Annotated in this window: 14 protein-coding genes; 7 read left to right on the top strand and 7 right to left on the bottom strand. The window is 60.6% G+C overall.

All coding sequences use genetic code 11. The features are described 5' to 3' along the window. Positions 1 to 59: 59 nt before the first annotated feature. From GS612_RS11975 to xdhA, 4 genes are read right to left on the bottom strand one after another with little or no spacing between them, the layout of a single operon-like run. Positions 60 to 1,577 (bottom strand): ATP-binding cassette domain-containing protein, encoded by a 1,518-nt coding sequence (locus GS612_RS11975; protein WP_171640586.1) that lies wholly within the window; start codon positions 1,575 to 1,577, stop codon positions 60 to 62. After that, positions 1,574 to 2,509, bottom strand: coding sequence for a xanthine dehydrogenase accessory protein XdhC (xdhC, locus tag GS612_RS11970; RefSeq protein WP_171640584.1), 936 nt, complete (start codon positions 2,507 to 2,509; stop codon positions 1,574 to 1,576). Before xdhC ends, GS612_RS11975 begins: the two co-directional genes overlap by 4 nt. Further along, complete coding sequence (xdhB, locus tag GS612_RS11965) at positions 2,509 to 4,911, bottom strand: xanthine dehydrogenase molybdopterin binding subunit (RefSeq protein ID WP_171640582.1); 2,403 nt, start codon at positions 4,909 to 4,911, stop codon at positions 2,509 to 2,511. The genes xdhC and xdhB overlap by 1 nt, the downstream gene beginning before the upstream one ends. Next, positions 4,908 to 6,269, bottom strand: a complete 1,362-nt coding sequence (gene xdhA, locus GS612_RS11960; RefSeq protein ID WP_171640580.1) for a xanthine dehydrogenase small subunit — start codon at positions 6,267 to 6,269, stop codon at positions 4,908 to 4,910. Before xdhA ends, xdhB begins: the two co-directional genes overlap by 4 nt. A 344-nt stretch (positions 6,270 to 6,613) precedes the next feature. Between xdhA and dnaE the strand changes: the two genes are divergently transcribed. The 3 genes from dnaE (at position 6,614) to GS612_RS11945 (ending at position 10,803) form a co-directional block, all read left to right on the top strand. After that, positions 6,614 to 10,114 carry a DNA polymerase III subunit alpha gene (gene dnaE / locus GS612_RS11955; RefSeq protein WP_171640578.1) on the top strand — a complete coding sequence of 1,167 codons (3,501 nt, stop codon included), beginning with the start codon at positions 6,614 to 6,616 and terminating at the stop codon, positions 10,112 to 10,114. Positions 10,115 to 10,199: 85 nt separating this feature from the next. Beyond that, positions 10,200 to 10,418 carry a hypothetical protein gene (locus tag GS612_RS11950; protein WP_171172726.1) on the top strand — a complete coding sequence of 73 codons (219 nt, stop codon included), beginning with the start codon at positions 10,200 to 10,202 and terminating at the stop codon, positions 10,416 to 10,418. 16 nt (positions 10,419 to 10,434) lie between these two features. Continuing rightward, positions 10,435 to 10,803 (top strand): hypothetical protein, encoded by a 369-nt coding sequence (locus GS612_RS11945; protein WP_253283557.1) that lies wholly within the window; start codon positions 10,435 to 10,437, stop codon positions 10,801 to 10,803. A gap of 4 nt (positions 10,804 to 10,807) precedes the next feature. Here the strand turns inward: GS612_RS11945 and GS612_RS11940 are convergent, their stop codons facing one another. Then, the gene (locus GS612_RS11940; RefSeq protein WP_152460143.1) at positions 10,808 to 11,002 is read right to left on the bottom strand and encodes a SlyX family protein; all 195 of its coding nucleotides are present in this window, start codon (positions 11,000 to 11,002) and stop codon (positions 10,808 to 10,810) included. Positions 11,003 to 11,131: 129 nt separating this feature from the next. Here GS612_RS11940 and hisS point away from each other — a divergent pair, with 129 nt between their 5' ends. The 3 genes from hisS to hisG are packed head-to-tail and all read left to right on the top strand — an operon-like array spanning position 11,132 to position 14,397. Further along, positions 11,132 to 12,619, top strand: a complete 1,488-nt coding sequence (gene hisS / locus GS612_RS11935; protein ID WP_171640576.1) for a histidine--tRNA ligase — start codon at positions 11,132 to 11,134, stop codon at positions 12,617 to 12,619. A 3-nt stretch (positions 12,620 to 12,622) separates the two neighbouring features. Continuing rightward, positions 12,623 to 13,711: an ATP phosphoribosyltransferase regulatory subunit gene (locus GS612_RS11930; protein ID WP_171640574.1), complete on the top strand. Its 1,089-nt coding sequence runs from the start codon at positions 12,623 to 12,625 to the stop codon at positions 13,709 to 13,711. Next, positions 13,708 to 14,397 (top strand): ATP phosphoribosyltransferase, encoded by a 690-nt coding sequence (gene hisG / locus GS612_RS11925; protein WP_171206995.1) that lies wholly within the window; start codon positions 13,708 to 13,710, stop codon positions 14,395 to 14,397. Before GS612_RS11930 ends, hisG begins: the two co-directional genes overlap by 4 nt. Here hisG and GS612_RS11920 read toward each other — a convergent pair whose 3' ends face one another. Beyond that, on the bottom strand, positions 14,398 to 14,829 hold the full coding sequence (locus GS612_RS11920; RefSeq protein ID WP_171119093.1) for a DUF1489 domain-containing protein: 432 nt from the start codon (positions 14,827 to 14,829) through the stop codon (positions 14,398 to 14,400). It lies immediately after the preceding gene. A gap of 129 nt (positions 14,830 to 14,958) precedes the next feature. Here GS612_RS11920 and GS612_RS11915 point away from each other — a divergent pair, with 129 nt between their 5' ends. After that, a complete protein-coding gene (locus GS612_RS11915) occupies positions 14,959 to 17,460 on the top strand; it encodes an adenosylcobalamin-dependent ribonucleoside-diphosphate reductase (RefSeq protein WP_171232324.1) in 2,502 nt (833 codons plus the stop codon). Positions 17,461 to 17,945: 485 nt separating this feature from the next. Here GS612_RS11915 and GS612_RS11910 read toward each other — a convergent pair whose 3' ends face one another. After that, a complete protein-coding gene (locus GS612_RS11910) occupies positions 17,946 to 18,341 on the bottom strand; it encodes a hypothetical protein (RefSeq protein ID WP_171640572.1) in 396 nt (131 codons plus the stop codon). Positions 18,342 to 18,546 lie beyond the last annotated feature (205 nt).

The following is an 18,546-nucleotide window of genomic DNA, read 5'->3' as shown; positions in this document are numbered from 1 at the left end:
TCGTTCCCCTGACTTCTTCATCTTTTCTCAAATACTCTCGCCGAAGGCGGCCCAACAGATCACACATGCGCCACCTCCATTCCGTGGGCACCGCCCATCATCAGCCCGATTTCGTCCACTGTCAGTCCGGTTGTCGGACGTGGTGCACTCAGGCGGCCCTCGTTCAGCGCAGCAAAGCTGTCCGAGATTTCCATCAACTCATCCAAATCCTGAGAGATGCAGACAACCGCCGTTCCCATTGCCGCCAGGTCTAGGATTGCCTGCCGGATCGACGCGGCCGCCGCAGCATCCACGCCCCAGGTTGGCTGATTCACCACCAGCACATCCGGGTTTTGCAGCACTTCGCGTCCGATCACGAATTTCTGCAGGTTCCCCCCGGACAAGGACCGCGCCGCGTTGTCCGGGCCGGGTGTTCGGACGTCAAAAATCTCGATGATCTTCTCCGCAAAGCTCTTGGTCTCGGCCCATTTCAGAAAGCCGTTGCTTTCCAGACCCTCTCGAACCGACCCGGTCAACAGGGCGTTTTCGGTCAGGCTCATGTTCGGGGCAGCGGCATGGCCCAGCCGTTCTTCGGGCGCGGTCAACACGCCAAGTTTGCGTCGTGCGGTCGGGCCCAGCTTGCCGATCGCCTGACCGTTGAACTTGATCGCGTCGGCAGATGTCAGAATCTCACCGGACAGAACGCCCAGCAATTCATCCTGCCCGTTGCCCGCAACGCCTCCAATGCCCAGAACCTCGCCCTTGCGGGCGGTCAAATGCACGTTGCGCAATGCGGTGCCGAATTCTGACGGAGAAGGCACCGACAGCCCGCTGACATCCAGCGTCACTGCGCCAAATTCACGCCCCGAACGTTCCGGGGTTTGCAGGGCCGTTCCCACCATCAGTTCGGCCATGTCGCGGGCCGAGGTCTCAGAGGGGACACACTCGCCCACATTCTTGCCCAGACGCAGGATCGTGGCGTGGTCACACAGGGTCCGAATCTCTTCCAGCTTGTGCGAGATATACAGGATCGACGTGCCTTCGGACCGCAACTTGTTCAGCGTCTCGAACAGGATCTCGACCTCCTGCGGGGTCAGTACCGAGGTCGGTTCGTCCATGATCAGCAGTTTCGGGTCTTGCAGCAGGCAACGGATAATTTCAACACGCTGGCGTTCCCCGGCGGACAGATCGCCGACAGTGCGGAACGGATCCAGCGGCAGGCCGTAGGTTTCCGACACTTCGCGGATGCGCGAGGCCAGATCACCCATGGCGGGCGGGTTTTCCATCCCCAAGGCGATGTTCTCGGCCACGTTCAGGGCGTCAAACAGCGAAAAATGCTGGAACACCATCGCAATTCCGTCAGCCCGTGCGGAGCGGGGCTCGGGCGGCGCAAAAGGCTGACCGCGCAACAGCATGGTGCCACTGTCAGGTTTCACCAGCCCATAGATCATCTTGACCAGCGTGGATTTCCCGGCCCCGTTTTCCCCCAACAGGGCGTGAACTTCGCCCTCTCCGATGTCAAAGGACACTTGATCATTGGCCACGACACCGGGATAGGCTTTGGTCAACCCTTGCAGGCTCAGCAATGGAGTGGTCACGCGCTCAGGTCCTTCTTCAACTCATTCTGCCGGGCCGGGCGCAGCAGTTGCGCTGCGACGCCCACGGCGATCATCTGCGGGTGTTTGCCCAGCGACGGGTCACCAATCGGGCAGGTAATCCGGCTTATCCGGTCGGGCGGATGCCCAAGAGCCGCCAGCCGCGATCGGAACCGCGCCCATTTGGTAGCCGAGCCGATCAGTCCCGCAAAGCGGAAATCGTGCAAAAGCAGCCTGTTGCACAGTTCTAGATCCAGATTGTGTGAATAAGTCAGCACAAGGTGCTCGGCGTTGGACGGTGCATGTCGCACAAGTTCGGCCGGTTTCGTCGCTGGCAGATCGGTCACGCCTGCGGGAATCACGTCCGGAAAGCGCTCGGGGCCGGTATCGACCCAAGTGATCGCAAGATCGGGCAGGGGGGACAGAACATCCACCAGCGCCCGTCCGACGTGACCTGCGCCCCAGACCCACAGGTTTCGTGCCGGTTTATGCACCGGTTCGATCATCCAGCCGTCGATCAGGCGTGGTTCGGGTGCGATGCCCTGATTGCGTGCTGCCGCCAGCACTCGCTTGACCGAAAGAGGCATGGCGCCACCGGATGCTGATCGTGCAATGATCGTATCATCCAGCGTTTCAACCTTCATGAGATCATAGACTTCGCTGAACAACGAGACCGCTCCGCCGCAACATTGGCCCATGTCTGGTCCCAGCGTGTGATGCGTCAGGCGCGTGGCCACTGTTTGCGATCGTGCGGCCTCTGCGGCCTGGTATTCCAGCGTACCACCACCGATGGTTCCGCTTTGCCCATCTTTCCAGACCAGCATCGCAGCACCCACCTCGCGCGGGGACGATCCTTTGATCCCGGCGATGACCACCCGAACCACTTTCCCGTGGGTTTTGACCGCCTCCCTCAAAGCCTCAAGGTCAAATCCCATCAGATGCCTCCCTTCATCCTCTGGACACCGCGCCAAACCTCTTCGGCCGTGGCCGGAGCGTTCAGGGCCGGGTATCTGTCTCCGCAGGCGGCAACCGCGTTCGACAGCGCCAGCCAGGCCGAGATCCCCAGCATGAAAGGCGGCTCGCCCACAGCTTTCGAACGATAGATCGTGTCCTCGCGGTTTTCGCCATCCCAAAGCGTGACGTTGAAGATGTCCGGCCGGTCCGAGCAGGCCGGAATCTTGTAGGTCGAGGGCGCGTGCGTGCGCAGGTTGCCCGTGTCATCCCAGACCAGCTCTTCGGTCGTCAGCCACCCTGCACCCTGTACATAGCCGCCCTCAACCTGACCTATGTCCAAAGCTGGGTTCAGCGACGCGCCCGCGTCATGCAGGATATCCGTTCGCAGAATGCGGTTTTCACCGGTCAGAGTGTCCACCGCCACCTCGGTAACGGAAGCACCGTAGGCAAAGTAGAAGAAGGGGCGACCGCGCCCGGCGATCCGGTCCCACTCGATCTTGGGCGTCTTGTAGAACCCGGTCGCCGACAGGCTGACGCGCCCCTGATAGGCCAGTGCGGCGGCTTCGGCGAAGGTGTAGCGTTCTTCTGAGACCGACACCTGCCCATCCGAGAACGTGACCGTCGATGGATTGGCCTGATGACGTTCCGCAAGATAGGCGGCCATCCGGTCGCGGATCGTGTCGCAAGCGGCCTTGACCGCCATGCCGTTCAGGTCACTGCCCGAAGATGCCGCCGTCGCAGACGTGTTCGGTACTTTCGCCGTGTCGGTTGCGGTGATTTTCACCATCTCCAGCGGTATGCCAAAGCGCGACGCGGCGACCTGTGCGACCTTCTGGAACAGGCCCTGACCCATCTCGGTGCCACCGTGGTTCAGGTGGACTGATCCGTCCTGATAGACATGTACCAGCGCACCCGCCTGATTGAGGTGGGTCAGCGTGAACGAGATACCAAACTTGACCGGCGAAAAGGCGATGCCCTTTTTGATTATACTGTTCTCGGCATTCCATTTCGCGACAGCCGTCTTGCGCGCGGCATAGTCGCTGGATTTCAGCAACGCCTCGGTCATGCCGTGCAGTTCGAAATCGCTGACCTCCATCCCATAGGGTGTGGTGTTGCCGCCGGCGGGCAGAGGACGCACCGGTGCGTCACCCATTTCAACGGCGCCGCGGCTGGTCAGGTCTTCGTGCGGATCGGGATGCCCCAGTGGTTTTTCTGTCGGTGTGCTCTCGGTCACGGCGTGCGCGGGTGCATAGTAATTCCGGCGGCGCAGCTCGACGGGATCCAAACCCAGCGCATGCGCGGCATGGTCCATGACCCGTTCGATGCCGACCATGCCCTGCGGGCCGCCGAACCCGCGATAGGCGGTGGCAGATTGGGTGTTGGTCTTCAAGCGGTGGCTTTCGATCCGGGCGTTCGGCAAAAGGTAGGCGTTGTCCGAGTGCAGCATCGCCCGGTCGGCCACGGGCAAGGACAGGTCCTGCGCCCAGCCGCAGATCGCATAGTGGAGGAATGAGACGCCCTGTATATGTCCATGCTCATCGAACCCGGCCTTGTACGAAATGCGGAAAGCGTGGCGTTTGCCCGTGATGATCATGTCATCGTCACGGTCATAGCGCATCTTGCAGGCCTTGCCGGTTGCGCGGGCGGCCACGGCGCAGGCCACTGCCAAAGCGTTGCCCTGACTTTCCTTGCCGCCAAACCCTCCGCCCATGCGGCGGGTCTCGACCCGGACGGCGTGCATCGGAACACCCAGAGCGTCGGCCACTTTGTGCTGAATCTCGGTCGGGTGCTGGGTCGAGCTGTGCACCAGCATATCCGCACCTTCATTCGGCACGGCCAGCGCGGCCTGACCTTCCAGATAGAAATGCTCCTGCCCGCCCAATTCAAACGAACCTTCGATCACATGCGGCGCACTGGCAATGGCCGCATCCGCATCGCCCTTGGCATAGATGCGTGGACCATCTTCAAACCGGCTGTCGGCGGCCAGCGCTTCTTCGATCGTCAGGATCGGCGTTTCCTCGGCATAGTCGACCTTGCCCAATCGCGCCGCTTTGCGGGCGGCCAGATGGCTGGTGGCAACGACCAGGAACACGGGCTGACCGATATAATGCACCGTGCCGTCCGACAGCAGCGGCTCATCGTGGATCGAGGGCGAGACATCGTTGGCGAAAGGCAGATCCTCTGCCGTCATGACCAACACGACACCCTCGGCGTCTTTGACAGCCGACAGATCCATGGCGGTGATCTTGCCCTTGGCGATCTGGCTCAGGCCAAAGGCCAGGTGCAGCGTGCCCTTGGGTGTCGGGATGTCATCAACGTACCGTGCCGCGCCCGAAACGTGCAAAGGGGCGGCGTCGTGGGGCAGGGCTTGCGTCACACTCATGCTGACACCTCCAGCACATTGGTGATCTCGCCCTGATCTTCCAGGAAATACCGTTGCAGCATCGCCTTGGCGGTTTCCAGTCGATACAGGGCCGAGGCGCGCATATCCGTGAGTGGCGAAAAGTCGTCGGCAAACGATGGCAGCGCGGCGTCAACGGTCTTGCGCGTCCACGGTTTGCCGATCAAAGCGGCCTCGACATGGGTTGCCCGTTTCGGAATAGCAGCCATGCCACCATAGGCGATGCGCGCCTGTGTGACGCTGCCCTCCGAAACGGTTATGTTGAAACAGCCGCAGACGGCCGAGATATCCTGATCGAACCGTTTGCTGAGCTTGTAAGCCTTCAGGCGATCTGGCTGGCGGGGGAAGCTGACGGCTTCCACAAACTCGCCCGGAACCCGATCCTGTTTGCCGTAGTCGATGAAGAACTCTTCCAGCGGGATCGACCGCCGCTCGTCGCCCTTGCGCAGGTGCAGTGTCGCGTTCAATGCGATCAGCGCAGGCGGGTTGTCCCCGATGGGCGAACCGTTTGCGATATTGCCGCCCACGGTGGCCGCATGGCGGACCTGAACGCTGGCATAGCGGCGGATCATCTCGGCATAGGACGGATGCAGATCGACCATAGCCGCGCCCATGCGATTCATGTCTACCATTGCGCCAAAGCGGACTTCTTCACTGCCGAGCGTGATCTTCTTCAAATCATCGCAGCGGTTGAGGAAGATCACCGGGTCCAGTTCGCGCAGTTGTTTTGTGACCCAAAGGCCCACATCGGTCGCACCAGCGACCAGAGTCGCATTCGGGTTCTCGGCATACACGGCGGCCAATTCGTCGGATGAGGTTGGCAGCATGCGCGAAGCGGCAATCGTTGCAGGTGGTTTATCTTTGACCCAAACCGGAACGGGATGTTCCTCGGCCGCTTTCGCCGCGCGAATGATCGGCGCATAGCCGGTGCAGCGGCACAGGTTGCCTGCAAGCAAAGTGTCATGGTCCGTTGCACCGTTCGCGTGCCCGGCCACCATCGACATGACGAATCCGGGTGTGCAGAAGCCGCATTGCGAGCCGTGCAGATCAACCATTGCCTGCTGGACCGGGTGCGCTTCGCCATTCGGGCCGCTGGCACCTTCGACCGTGCGCACCGCTTTGCCATGCAGTTGCGGCAGAAACAGAATGCACGAGTTCAGGGCCTTGGCGCCTTGGTCATCCGTCACCATCACGGTGCAAGCCCCGCAATCGCCTTCGTTGCAGCCTTCCTTGGTGCCGGTCAGGCCGCGATCTTCGCGCAGCCAATCCAGCAGGGTGGCTGTCGGATCGATATCAGCCAACTCCACTGTCTCTCCGTTCAGAAGAAACGTGATGTTCATTCGAGAAACCCGTCGCCTTACCCGGTTGCGCCCTTGTGGCCCTCCTTCGATGCGACGTAGAAAGAGTGGCGGGCGAATTGCTTGCCATGAGATGTTAGAAACAGCACGGCTTGTCTGGCAAGAAAAACCGCCTCTGTCATACACCATTAGACGTATACGGCCTGTGACTGTCTTTTCTGATTAATGGGCAGCCACTTGTAAATAAAGCGGTTTTTGATTGCGACGCCCAGTCAATCCCGAAGCACCTTCTGAAAAAGCCGAATAATCAATGGCGATTTTTTTTGCGGCAAACGTAACGCGGTTCAGCCTTTTGCCGCGCAGCCGGCTGGGGTAGCTTGGGCGTCATGAGCAGTTCTCCACGATTCATCCACCTCCGCGTTCACACTGAATATTCCCTTCTGGAAGGCGCCGTGCGGCTGAAAAAGCTGCCGTGCCTGTGCGAGAAGATGGAAATGCCGGCGGTCGCCGTGACGGATACCAATTCGATGTTTTCGGCGCTGGAATTCTCGGTCACCGCAAGCGGCGCCGGGGTACAGCCGATCATGGGGTGCCAGGTCGATCTGACCTATGTCCAGGCCCAGCCGGGCGAGAAGCCAAAGACGCCCGCGCCTCTGGTGCTGCTGGCGCAGTCCGAGACCGGGTACGAAAACCTGATGAAACTCAGCACGTGTCTCTACGTGGACAAGGGCGGGCAACTGCCTCAGGTCACTTTGGAAGAACTGGCCGACCGATCTGAAGGGTTGATCTGCCTGTCCGGTGGACCTGACGGCCCGGTCGGGATGCTGCTGCAACAGGGTCAGCGCCCGGCGGCCGAAGCGTTGGTCGATCGGCTGGCGGCAATGTTCCCCGATCGGTTTTATATCGAGCTTCAGCGCCATCCGGGTGAAGATGGCCAACCCGAGGCCGAGCGCCTGACAGAACGCGGCCATGTCGAGATGGCCTATGCCAAGAACCTGCCGCTGGTCGCCACGAATGACGTCTATTTCCCGACGCCGGACATGTACGAAGCGCATGACGCGCTGATCTGCATATCGGAAGGGGCCTATGTCGACCAGCAGGAAGGCCGCCGTCGGCTGACGGCGCAGCACTACTTCAAGTCACAACAAGAGATGGCGACCCTGTTCGCCGACTTGCCCGAGGCCATCGAAAACACCGTCGAGATCGCCAGACGCTGCGCGTTCATGGCCTATCGACGCGACCCGATCCTGCCAAAATTTGCGGATGACGAGGTGGCAGAGCTGCGGCGCATCGCCAATGACGGCTTGCAGAAACGTCTGGCCGTGATCCCGCATGCCGTGACGCCCGAGGAATACCAGGAACGTCTGGATTTCGAACTGGGCATCATCGAAAGCATGGGTTTCCCCGGCTACTTTCTGATCGTCGCGGATTTCATTCAATGGGCCAAGGATCACGACATTCCGGTCGGGCCGGGGCGGGGCTCGGGCGCGGGCTCGCTGGTGGCCTATGCGCTGACGATCACCGACCTTGACCCGCTGCGCTACAGCCTGCTGTTCGAACGCTTCCTGAACCCCGAGCGGGTGTCGATGCCCGACTTCGACATCGACTTTTGCATGGACCGCCGCGAAGAGGTGATCCGTTACGTGCAGCAGAAATACGGCCGCGACAAAGTGGGTCAGATCATCACCTTCGGCGCGCTCTTGTCCAAGGCCGCCGTGCGCGACATCGGGCGGGTGCTTCAAATGCCATATGGGCAGGTGGACCGCCTGTCCAAGATGATCCCGGTTGAGGGGGTGAAACCTGTTTCCATCGAAAAGGCGCTGAAAGACGAACCCCGCCTGCGCGAGGCCGCACGCGAGGAAGAGGTGGTCAACCGCCTGCTGACCTATGGCCAGCAGGTCGAGGGGCTGTTGCGGAATGCTTCGACCCACGCGGCGGGGGTGGTGATCGGCGACCGGCCGCTGGATGCGCTGGTGCCGATCTATCAGGATCCGCGCTCGGATATGCCTGCGACCCAGTTTAACATGAAATGGGTGGAACAGGCCGGGCTGGTAAAGTTCGACTTTCTGGGTCTGAAGACCCTGACCGTGATTCAGAACGCGATGGACCTGATTTTCAAATCCGGGCGCCCGTTGCACATCGCCGCCGATGGCACCGAACTTTATGAGCCCGCTGAGGGGGCTGAGAACCAGATCAACGCCATTCCGCTGGATGATGAGGCGACGTACAAGCTTTATTCCGCGGCCAAGACCGTGGCGGTGTTCCAGGTTGAAAGCTCGGGCATGATGGACGCGCTCAAGCGCATGAAACCCACCTGTATCGAGGATATCGTGGCGCTTGTGGCGCTATACCGTCCCGGCCCGATGGAGAACATCCCCACCTATTGCGAGGTCAAGAACGGCCAGCGCGAGATCACCTCGGTCCACCCGCTGATCGATCACATCCTGGAAGAAACGCAGGGCATCATCGTCTACCAGGAACAGGTGATGCAGATCGCACAGGTCATGGCGGGATACAGCCTTGGCGGCGCCGACCTGCTGCGCCGCGCCATGGGCAAGAAGATCAAAGAGGCGATGGACGCCGAACGCCCGAAATTCGAGGCCGGCGCGGCCAAGAACGGAGTGGACGCCAAGAAAGCCTCCGAGGTGTTCGACCTGCTGGAGAAATTCGCCAACTACGGCTTCAACAAGTCCCACGCGGCGGCCTACGCGGTGGTCAGCTACCAGACCGGCTGGCTCAAGGCGAACCACCCGGTCGAGTTCATGGCGGGCGTCATGAACTGCGATATCCACCTGACCGACAAGCTGGCGGTGTATTTCGAAGAGGTCCGCAAGGGTTTGGGCCTGCCCTACGTGCCGCCCTGCGTGAACCGCTCGCTGGCGACCTTCGACGTGGTGGATGGCCAACTGGTCTATGCGCTGGGCGCGCTCAAGAATGTCGGCGTCGAGGCGATGAATCTGGTGGTGCAGGGCAGGGGAGACAAGCCTTTCGTCAACCTCTTTGACTTTGCCCGCCGGGTCGACCTGAAAAAGGTCGGCAAACGTCCGCTGGAAATGCTGGCGCGTGCCGGCGCTTTTGATGAGCTCGACAAGAACCGTCGCCGCGTGTTCGAAAGCCTTGACCGTCTGGTACAGTATTCGGCGGCGATCCATGAACAGAAAAACTCCAATCAGGTGTCTCTGTTCGGTGAGGCAGGCGACGACCTGCCCGAACCGCGCCTGTCGCCGACGCCCGACTGGCTGCCGGCCGAGCGCCTCAGCGAAGAATTCAAGGCCGTCGGCTTCTATCTCTCGGGGCATCCGCTGGACGATTACATGCCCGCGCTGAAGCGCAAACAGGTGATGACGCTGGACGAGGTGACGGAAAGGGCCCGGTCTGGTCCGCTTATCGCAAAGATGGCAGGGGTTGTCGCCGGGCGGCAGGAGCGGAAATCGGCCAAGGGCAACCGTTTTGCTTTCGTTCAAATGTCTGATCCCACCGGCGCCTATGAGGTCACCCTGTTTTCGGACACGTTGGAGAAGTGCCGCGAGTTTTTGGAAACCGGCGCGCAGGTCGTGCTGACTGCCGAGGCAACGATGGAAGCCGATCAGCTTAAGCTGCTGGGCCGCTCGGTTGGTCCTGCGGATTCCCTCGTGGCCGAGGCCGGAGCAACTGGGCTGCGAATTTACGTTGACGAAGCACAGGCCGTACCAACGGTGGCCAAGGTTTTGGAAGACGCCGCCTCTGCCGCGAAAGGGGCTGCACGGGGACCAGTCCAGTTCATGTTGCTGGACCCCAGCCTGCCCGGCGATGTTGAGATGGAACTGGGACGTGAATTCCCCATCAACCCGCAGATCAAGGGCGCGATCAAATCCCTTGAAGGCGTCATGACCGTCGAAGAGATATGATACCGCTTTGTTGCCAGACTGTTGGTGCCCCGCTAGGCTGACTTGACAGAGATGTCTTTAGGTCATGCCACGGGAGGGCGTTGTTATGACAATAGCAGGTCTCAAGTTCAGAAAGATATTATTCGGCGCAGCAGCGACGCTGGCTTTGGTTTCGGCCTCAGCTGGTCTGGCGGATGACAAGAAAAAAGAAAACACGATCAAAGGCGCCGTGATTGGCGCGGGTGTCGGCGCGCTGATCGGCGACGGCAAAGGTGCCGCCGCCGGAGCGGTGGCCGGTGCGCTGATCGGCGCGAATTCCAAGTAAGCGGAGGAGCACCCGGATGAGGACGAATTTGCTTAAGCCAGCCGCCACCGCCTTAATGCTTGCAGCGCCCGGATTGGCCCTTGCCGACGAGGAAGCCGAACAGATGATGCAGGACGCGCTGCCGCTGATGTATCACACCTGCACCTCTGTTATCGAAGAGGCTGATGGGAACGAAGAGTACATTCTGGACGTCGTTGGGAAGATGACGGCCCTTTCGCTTTACAACCGTCAGGTTGACATCGAAGCCCACGCGACTTCGGATGAGGAAAAGGCGGCTCTGAGAGAAACATTTGTGGCCGCCTTGAAAGAGGGCTGCACCGGGGACGAAAACGCCCTGTTGGGAGGCGTTGTGGACAACGCGGTAAAATCGACGCTTGGGCTTTAAATCATCAATAGTGAGGCGGTCGTTCGTCACCAAAGACAACGCCGCCTGAACCTTCCTGCGCCCGTTCTGCTTCGCGCTGCAACAGCATTTCAACCCGTTGGGTCAGCCGGTCGATTTCCGACTGTTGTCTGGTGACGACCGTGTTCAGTTCGTCCACGGTACGGGTCAGATGGGCGATCTCTTCTTCCAGATGCTGCATGGGGAACTCCTGTCTTGCGCTGGTCATAGCGACACAGTCGGCCCAAGGCCAGAGAAAGCGCGCCTTGCCCCGATGCGGACCATGGGATAGACCGCGCGCGGAACAAGGACACTCCCAAGGACGCCCCACATGGCCAAGCCCAAGAAACAGCCCCGCCCCAAGGCCGTCACGCCGAAAGGGTTCCGCGACTATTTCGGCGAGGAAGTCACGCAGCGCACCGAGATGCTGCGGACGATTGCGGGCGTGTATCATCGTTACGGGTTCGACGCGCTTGAAAGCAGTGCGGTCGAGACCGTCGAGGCGCTGGGCAAGTTCCTGCCCGATGTGGATCGCCCGAACGAAGGCGTGTTCGCCTGGCAGGAGTTTGACGAGGGCGGCAACGGCGATTGGATGGCGCTGCGCTATGATCTGACAGCACCTTTGGCTCGGGTCTATGCCCAGCACCGCAACGATTTGCCCACGCCCTATCGCCGCTATGCGATGGGTCCGGTCTGGCGCAACGAAAAGCCGGGGCCGGGGCGGTACCGTCAGTTCTATCAGTGTGATGCGGATACGGTGGGGACGGCCAGCATGGCCGCCGATGCCGAAATCTGCGCGATGCTGTCGGATACGCTGGAAACCGTGGGCATTCCTCGCGGCGATTATCTGGTCCGGGTCAACAACCGCAAGGTTTTGAACGGCGTGCTCGAAGCGATGGGTTTGGGCGAAGACGCAGCCGCCCGTGACAACGTTCTGCGCACCATCGACAAGTTCGACAAGGTGGGCGAGCAGGGCGTGCGCGAGTTGCTGACCAAAGGCCGGCTTGATGCCTCGGGCGCGTTCATCGACGGTGTGGACCTGTCCGAAGATCAGGCCGACCCGGTGATCGCTTTCCTGACCTCCAAGGCTGATGATGCCGCTGGAACGCTGGCCAACCTGCGTGCGGCCGTGGGTGACAGCAAGATCGGCGCCGAAGGAATTACGGAATTGGAACAGATCGGCGAGTTGCTGGCCGCGGGCGGCTATGGCGCTGATCGCATCCAGATCGATCCCTCGGTCGTGCGCGGTCTGGGGTATTATACCGGGCCGGTCTATGAGGCCGAACTGACCTTCGAGATCTTTGATGAGAAAGGCCGCAAGCGGCAGTTCGGCTCGGTCTCGGGCGGCGGCCGTTATGACGATCTGGTCAAGCGCTTTACCGGGCAGGAAGTACCTGCGACAGGCATCTCCATCGGCGTTGATCGCCTGCTCGCCGCGTTGCGCGAAAAGGGCCGGATCAGTGCTCAGGCCACCGGCCCTGTGGTCGTGACCGTAATGGACCGCGACCGCATGGCCGACTATCAGGCGATGGTGGCCGAGCTGCGCAATGCCGGCATCCGGGCCGAGGTCTATCTGGGCAATCCCAAGAATTTTGGCAACCAGCTGAAATATGCGGACAAGCGGAATTCTCCGATTGCAGTGATCGAGGGCGGCGACGAAAAAGCCAAAGGCATCGTGCAGATCAAGGACCTGATCCTGGGGGCCAAGATTGCCGAAAGCGCCACGCTCGAGGAATGGAAGGAACGCCCCAGCCAGTTCGAGGTGCCGCGCAGCGATCTTGTCGCCAAGGTGCGCGAGATTCTGGACAGTCAGGACTGAGCCATGCCCAACCGATCCCAGATCCAGGCCCAGGCCGCGATGATGCGCGTGCGCTTCGAGGCCGCCGGGGCGCAGGTCGTCGACCCGCCGCTGCTGCAATCGGCCGAGACGCTGCTGGACCTCTACGGCGAGGATATCCGCGCGCGCGCCTATGTCACCTCGGACGCGCTGCGCGGCGAACAGATGCTGCGCCCGGATTTCACCCTGCCGGTGGTGCAGATGCACATGCGCGACGGGGCCGAACCGGCGCGCTATACCTATTCGGGTGAGGTGTTCCGCCGTCAGGAGCATGACCCCGACCGCGCCAATGAATACATCCAGGTGGGATACGAGGTCTTTGACCGTGACGATCCGGCCGGGGCCGATGCCGAGGTGTTTTCGCTGATGGCGCTTCAGTTGCGCGGGCTGCCCCTGCGCGCGGCAACCGGGGATATCGGTATCCTCACCGCTGCGGTCGAAGGGCTGCGCACGACCGAGCGTCGCAAGGCCGCCCTGATGCGGCACCTGTGGAGACCGCGCCGATTCCGTGTCTTGCTGGATCGGTTTGCGGGTCGCAAGGCGCCCTCGGAAGGGCGCGCCGCGCTGCTGGACGCTGCCGATCCGATTGCGTTTGATGCCCCAATGATCGGCAAGCGCCGCAAGGCCGAAATCGCAGCGCGCATCGAAGCCCTGCGCGAAGACCGCGATACGCCGCCGATTTCCGACAATGAACTGGCCGGGCTGGAAACGTTGCTGAATGTGCGCGAGACCATGCCATTTGCGCTGGAACAGCTGCGCGACGTGGCGGTGGATCTGCCCCAGATCACGCCCGCCTTGGACCGGTTGGAAGCGCGCGTGGCTGCGCTGCAAGCACGTGGCGTAGATGTCGAGCGGTTGGATTTCGAGGCCGCCTATGGCCGGACATCGATGGAATACTACGATGGTTTTGTTTTTGGGTTTTACGCAGAAGGTCGGCCTGACCTGCCTCCGATCGCCACGGGCGGGCGCTATGACGCGCTGACACGGCAATTGGGCCGTGGAGACGAAATCCCGGCTGTCGGCGGCGTGTTGCGCCCCGACCTGATGCTGGAGATTGAGGAGGGTGCTGTATGAGCCTGAAACTGGGTGTGCCCTCGAAGGGCCGGTTGATGGAAAAGACCTTCTCGTGGTTCGAAAAACGCGGCATCACCTTGTCACGCAGCGGGTCGGACCGGGAATATGCGGGCAAGGTCGAAGGGATCGACGGTGTCTCTCTGATCCTGCTGTCGGCGGGGGAAATCCCGCGTGAACTGGCGGCGGGGCGGATTCATCTGGGCGTCACCGGGATCGATCTGGTGCACGAGAAACTGCCGCGCTGGGAACAGCAGGTTGAAGAGGTTTCGCAGCTTGGATTCGGCAAGGCTGATCTGATCATCGCAATCCCGGCATGTTGGGTCGATGTCGATACGCTTGATGATCTGGACGCGGCAGCAGCTGCGTTTCGCAAAACCCATGGCCACCGGCTGCGGATCGCCACCAAATACCACCGTCTGGTTCGGGAATTCCTGACAGAAGCGGGCGTGGCCGATTACACGCTGGTCGACAGTCAGGGTGCGACTGAAGGCACGGTGATGAATGAAACCGCTGAAGCAATTGCCGACATCACTTCGACCGGAGAGACCCTGCGCGCGAACCACCTGAAGATCCTCTCGGACGGTCTGATCCTGCAATCGCAGGCCACGCTTTGGCGCAGTCGCGTTGCAAAATATGATCCGACAGAAAAAGCGGTTCTGTCCGAACTGCTGGATCGGTTGCGGTAACTACAGAACCCCGATTTCCGCCAGGGCGCGGTTCAGATCATCGGGCAGGGCATCGTCCTGCTCGCGGTTTTTGGGCAAATCGGCAGGAGTATCTTCAGGCTTGAGATAACGCCATCCCTGAAACGGGCGTTTCAGGGCGTTCTGTGTGCGGTGCAGCTTTGGGTCCAGCACAATGGCACAGCGGCGGATACCATCGTCTCCGATCACTTCATCCAGCCGCAGGATCCGCTGGCGACACTGGATTACGCCCTTGATGACCCAATAGATCGATCCGCCGTTCAGAATTTCGGCTTCGCGCTTGGGCCACATGCGGGTGACGTGGCGTGGAAGGCCATCTGCGAACCGCTGGCGATAGCTGTCCTGCCAGGCCATCAGCGTGTCGACGCTTTCCGAACCAACGGACAGTTTTATGAGGTTTACGTAATTATCCACAGCTTTCCCACAGAGTCGTCCCGAAGACCATCTTTATATTGTAGCTTGGTTCCAATTGTCATCAAGGTGTTGTGGTGAGCATGTGATTTGAGGTAGTCTGGATACCTCTTTCAGCACAGGGAATCACCAATGAGCCGCTTTGCCGCCCCCATCGCCGAGCAGATCTGGGATATGAAGTACCGTTTTAAACAGGCGGATGGCACCCCCATCGATCAAACGGTTGAAGACAGTTGGCGGCGCATCGCCCGTGATCTGGCGCGGGCGGAAAACGACCCGGGGCACTGGGAAGAGAAATTCTATGAGGCACTGGAAGATTTCAAATACCTGCCTGCCGGGCGGATCACAGCAGGCGCCGGCACCGCGCGTCAGGTGACCCTGTTCAACTGTTTTGTAATGGGCACGGTGCCCGACAGCATGGGCGGCATTTTCGACATGCTGAAAGAGGCCGCATTGACCATGCAGCAGGGCGGGGGGATCGGCTATGATTTCTCGACCATCCGCCCGCGTGGCGCTGACGTGAAAGGCGTCGCGGCGGATGCGTCGGGGCCGCTGAGCTTTATGGATGTCTGGGATGCCATGTGCCGCACGATCATGTCCGCGGGCTCGCGCCGTGGCGCGATGATGGCGACCATGCGCTGTGACCACCCGGATATCGAACAGTTCATCACCGCCAAATCTGACCCGGCCCGCCTGCGCATGTTCAACATGTCGGTTCTGGTGACCGATCCGTTCATGGAAGCGGTCAAGGCCGATGCCTCGTGGGATCTGATCTTTGACGGCAAGGTCTATCACACGGTTCAGGCGCGTGACCTGTGGAACAAGATCATGCAGGCCACCTATGATTATGCCGAGCCGGGGGTGATCTTCATCGACCGGATCAACCAGGCCAACAACCTGAGCTATGTTGAAACAATCGCGGCCACGAACCCGTGCGGCGAGCAGCCATTGCCGCCCTATGGCGCCTGCCTGTTGGGTTCGATCAATCTGGCGCGTTTGGTGGTTGAACCGTTTGAGGCAAAAGCCCGTTTGAATGAAGAGGCCCTGCAAGAACTTGTCGCCACGGCTGTCCGGATGATGGACAATGTCGTTGATGTGTCAAAATTCCCACTGGCCGAACAAGAGGCTGAAGCGCAGGACAAGCGCCGCATTGGGCTGGGCGTGACCGGACTGGCGGATGCGTTGTTGATGCTGGGTCTGCGTTATGGGTCCGACGAGGCGGCGCGTCAGACCGAGCGCTGGTTGCACGCGATCGCCCGCGCCGCGTATCTGGCGTCGGTCGACTTGGCCAAGGAAAAAGGGGCGTTTCCCCTGTTCGATGCCGAGAAATACCTGGCCAGCGGCACCATGCAGCAGATGGATGACGATGTTCGCGAGGCCATCCGCGAGCACGGCATCCGCAACGCGCTGCTGACCTCGATCGCGCCCACTGGGACGATCTCTTTGTACGCGGGCAACGTGTCGTCGGGGATCGAGCCGGTCTTTGCCTATGCCTATACGCGCAAGGTCTTGCAGAAGGACGGCTCGCGGACCGAGGAAGAGGTGGTGGACTATGCCGTTCAGATGTGGCGCGACAAGTTCGGCGATGTCGATCTGCCCGACTATTTCGTGAACGCCCAGACCTTGACCCCGGCCGAGCACGTCAAGATGCAGGCCGCGGCGCAGAAATGGATCGACAGCTCGATCTCGAAGACGATCAACTGCCCCGAGGACATCTCGTTCGACGCCTTCAAGGACGTGTATATGCAGGCCTGGGATCAGGGCTGCAAAGGCTGCACCACCTATCGCCCGAACGACGTGACCGGGAGTGTGTTGAGTGTTTCGTCAACTCCAATTTCACTCGAAGGCGCGACAGTAGCGGACCGAGTTCAAAGCGCGTTGGCGCTTCGAAATACGAATGCGAAGCGAGTTGCCGAGGCTGCCGGTCTAAACGCAACGGCGGTCTATGATATCGTAAAGGGGAAGTCTTTGTCGCCTAGGGTTGAGACGATTCAGAAGGTGGCTGCTGCGCTTCAGGTGCCTGTTGAATCTCTGATCGGCGGGGATTCAGTCGCGCCAGAGGTTATTGCAAGTTCAGATTCTGAGCCGCTTCAACCCCATGGCGATGTCATCTACATGTCCGAACCGCTGGACCGGCCGCAATCGCTTGAGGGTTCGACCTACAAGCTGAAATGGCCCGACAGCGAACACGCGATCTATCTGACCATCAACGACATCGTCATCGGCGGCCGGCGGCGTCCGTTCGAGGTGTTCATCAACTCGAAGAACATGGAGCATTACGCCTGGACGCTGGCCTTGACCCGGATGATCTCGGCCGTGTTCCGGCGCGGTGGTGACGTGTCTTTCGTGGTCGAGGAGCTCAAGGCCGTGTTCGATCCGCGCGGCGGGGCCTGGGTGCAGGGCAAGTATATCCCTTCGATCCTGGCGGCGATCGGCGGCGTAATCGAGCAGCACATGATCGCGATCGGGTTCCTCGAGGGCGAAGGGATGGGGCTGAAGTCCGACCCGCAGGCGCAGGTGGTCAACATGGACGCCCCCCGCGGCAAGGCCTGCCCGTCCTGCGGCCAGTATGACATGGTGATGATCGAGGGCTGCATGACCTGCCGCAGCTGCGGGCATTCGAAATGTGGCTGAGACGGGGGGTGGGGTTTCGCTGTTGAGACTGAAAGCAATTAGAGTCCATTCCGCATAAACTATTGACCATTATGAAAGCACTTACTGACCACCGGGATGTTTCCCGGTGGTCTTTTTGGTCGCAAAAGGAATGTGGGTCTGGCGAGCCTGCTATCAAAACCGGAACTCAAGAAACCGGGTTTGCAGAGAATATCGTCGCAGAGATCGGCTGACTTTCAGCGGCCTATGGTCGACTAAACGAGGTTGGAGCAGTTGGACTGCGTTGCCGTGACCTTTCAGGCATTCCGCTGCGAGCGGCGAGCGTCAAACCGGCGCCTCAGCCAAATTGAAAGGGGCCATGGCGATGCCATGGCACCTTATTCTGCCTACTCAGTCAACTGTGCTGTCTTCGTGGCTCCGCACAACCCCAAGAGAGGCAGCCAGGGCTATACCGGCGGCAACGCGAACGGGTGCCCGGGCCGACCTACCGACGGGTGGGCCCTACGTCATCCGATAACGGCTCGGGCCGCAAGGTGATCACTTACGAGCCACGCGTTGCGCTGCATCTCGTCGAGGTGGTTGAAAAGGATTCCAATGTTGCGTCCCAGTTCAGAGCCGCCAACCTCGTAGGGATCGCCTTCCTCCGTGTGGTGGATCACAGGCACGCCGCCTACCTCTTCAATGAGGGTTTTGAGGCGCAGCAACACCTCCTGCGCATTTTCGAGTTTATTCGGCGTGAACAGGTCTTCGACAGACAACTTGCAGGTGGCATCGATCGCAAAACGGAGCGACAGAGGCAGAGCGTCGCGCACGGGATGGAGCGCATTGCGCAGTTTGCGCCGACATGCGATCGCTTGGGCAGCGGATAGCTCGACGTCGACGTGAATGGTCTTCGAGTTCACGATTGTTCTCCTGTAAAAAGTGCCAGCCTGTTTCGGCACGTCAAGCTGGCGCACAGAATGCGCCAGACGCTCCTACAGCCAGGCGCACGCATCCTGGAGGCCTTCGAGCAAGAGGCAGATTTCTTCGATGACGGGGCTCATGGGGTTGATCTTGAGCCTCCCCAACTGAACGGGTCCACCGTTATGTTTAGGAAACGGAGGACTA

Source organism: Ruegeria sp. HKCCD6157, from assembly GCF_013110685.1.
Lineage (GTDB): Bacteria > Pseudomonadota > Alphaproteobacteria > Rhodobacterales > Rhodobacteraceae > Ruegeria.
The sequence above is the reverse complement of the archived record's forward strand: the minus strand, read 5'-3'. Positions and strand labels throughout refer to the sequence as shown.

What these genes read in the sequence shown, in the direction of transcription:
- hisG (WP_171206995.1), top strand. Translation starts at nt 13,708, where the DNA reads ATGAGCCTGAAACTGGGTGTGCCCTCGAAGGGCCGGTTGATGGAAAAG.
- hisS (WP_171640576.1), top strand. Translation starts at nt 11,132, where the DNA reads ATGGCCAAGCCCAAGAAACAGCCCCGCCCCAAGGCCGTCACGCCGAAA.
- xdhB (WP_171640582.1), bottom strand. Translation starts at nt 4,911, where the DNA reads ATGAGTGTGACGCAAGCCCTGCCCCACGACGCCGCCCCTTTGCACGTT.
- dnaE (WP_171640578.1), top strand. Translation starts at nt 6,614, where the DNA reads ATGAGCAGTTCTCCACGATTCATCCACCTCCGCGTTCACACTGAATAT.
- xdhC (WP_171640584.1), bottom strand. Translation starts at nt 2,509, where the DNA reads ATGGGATTTGACCTTGAGGCTTTGAGGGAGGCGGTCAAAACCCACGGG.
- GS612_RS11915 (WP_171232324.1), top strand. Translation starts at nt 14,959, where the DNA reads ATGAGCCGCTTTGCCGCCCCCATCGCCGAGCAGATCTGGGATATGAAG.
- xdhA (WP_171640580.1), bottom strand. Translation starts at nt 6,269, where the DNA reads ATGAACATCACGTTTCTTCTGAACGGAGAGACAGTGGAGTTGGCTGAT.
- GS612_RS11930 (WP_171640574.1), top strand. Translation starts at nt 12,623, where the DNA reads ATGCCCAACCGATCCCAGATCCAGGCCCAGGCCGCGATGATGCGCGTG.
- GS612_RS11940 (WP_152460143.1), bottom strand. Translation starts at nt 11,002, where the DNA reads ATGCAGCATCTGGAAGAAGAGATCGCCCATCTGACCCGTACCGTGGAC.
- GS612_RS11950 (WP_171172726.1), top strand. Translation starts at nt 10,200, where the DNA reads ATGACAATAGCAGGTCTCAAGTTCAGAAAGATATTATTCGGCGCAGCA.
- GS612_RS11945 (WP_253283557.1), top strand. Translation starts at nt 10,435, where the DNA reads ATGAGGACGAATTTGCTTAAGCCAGCCGCCACCGCCTTAATGCTTGCA.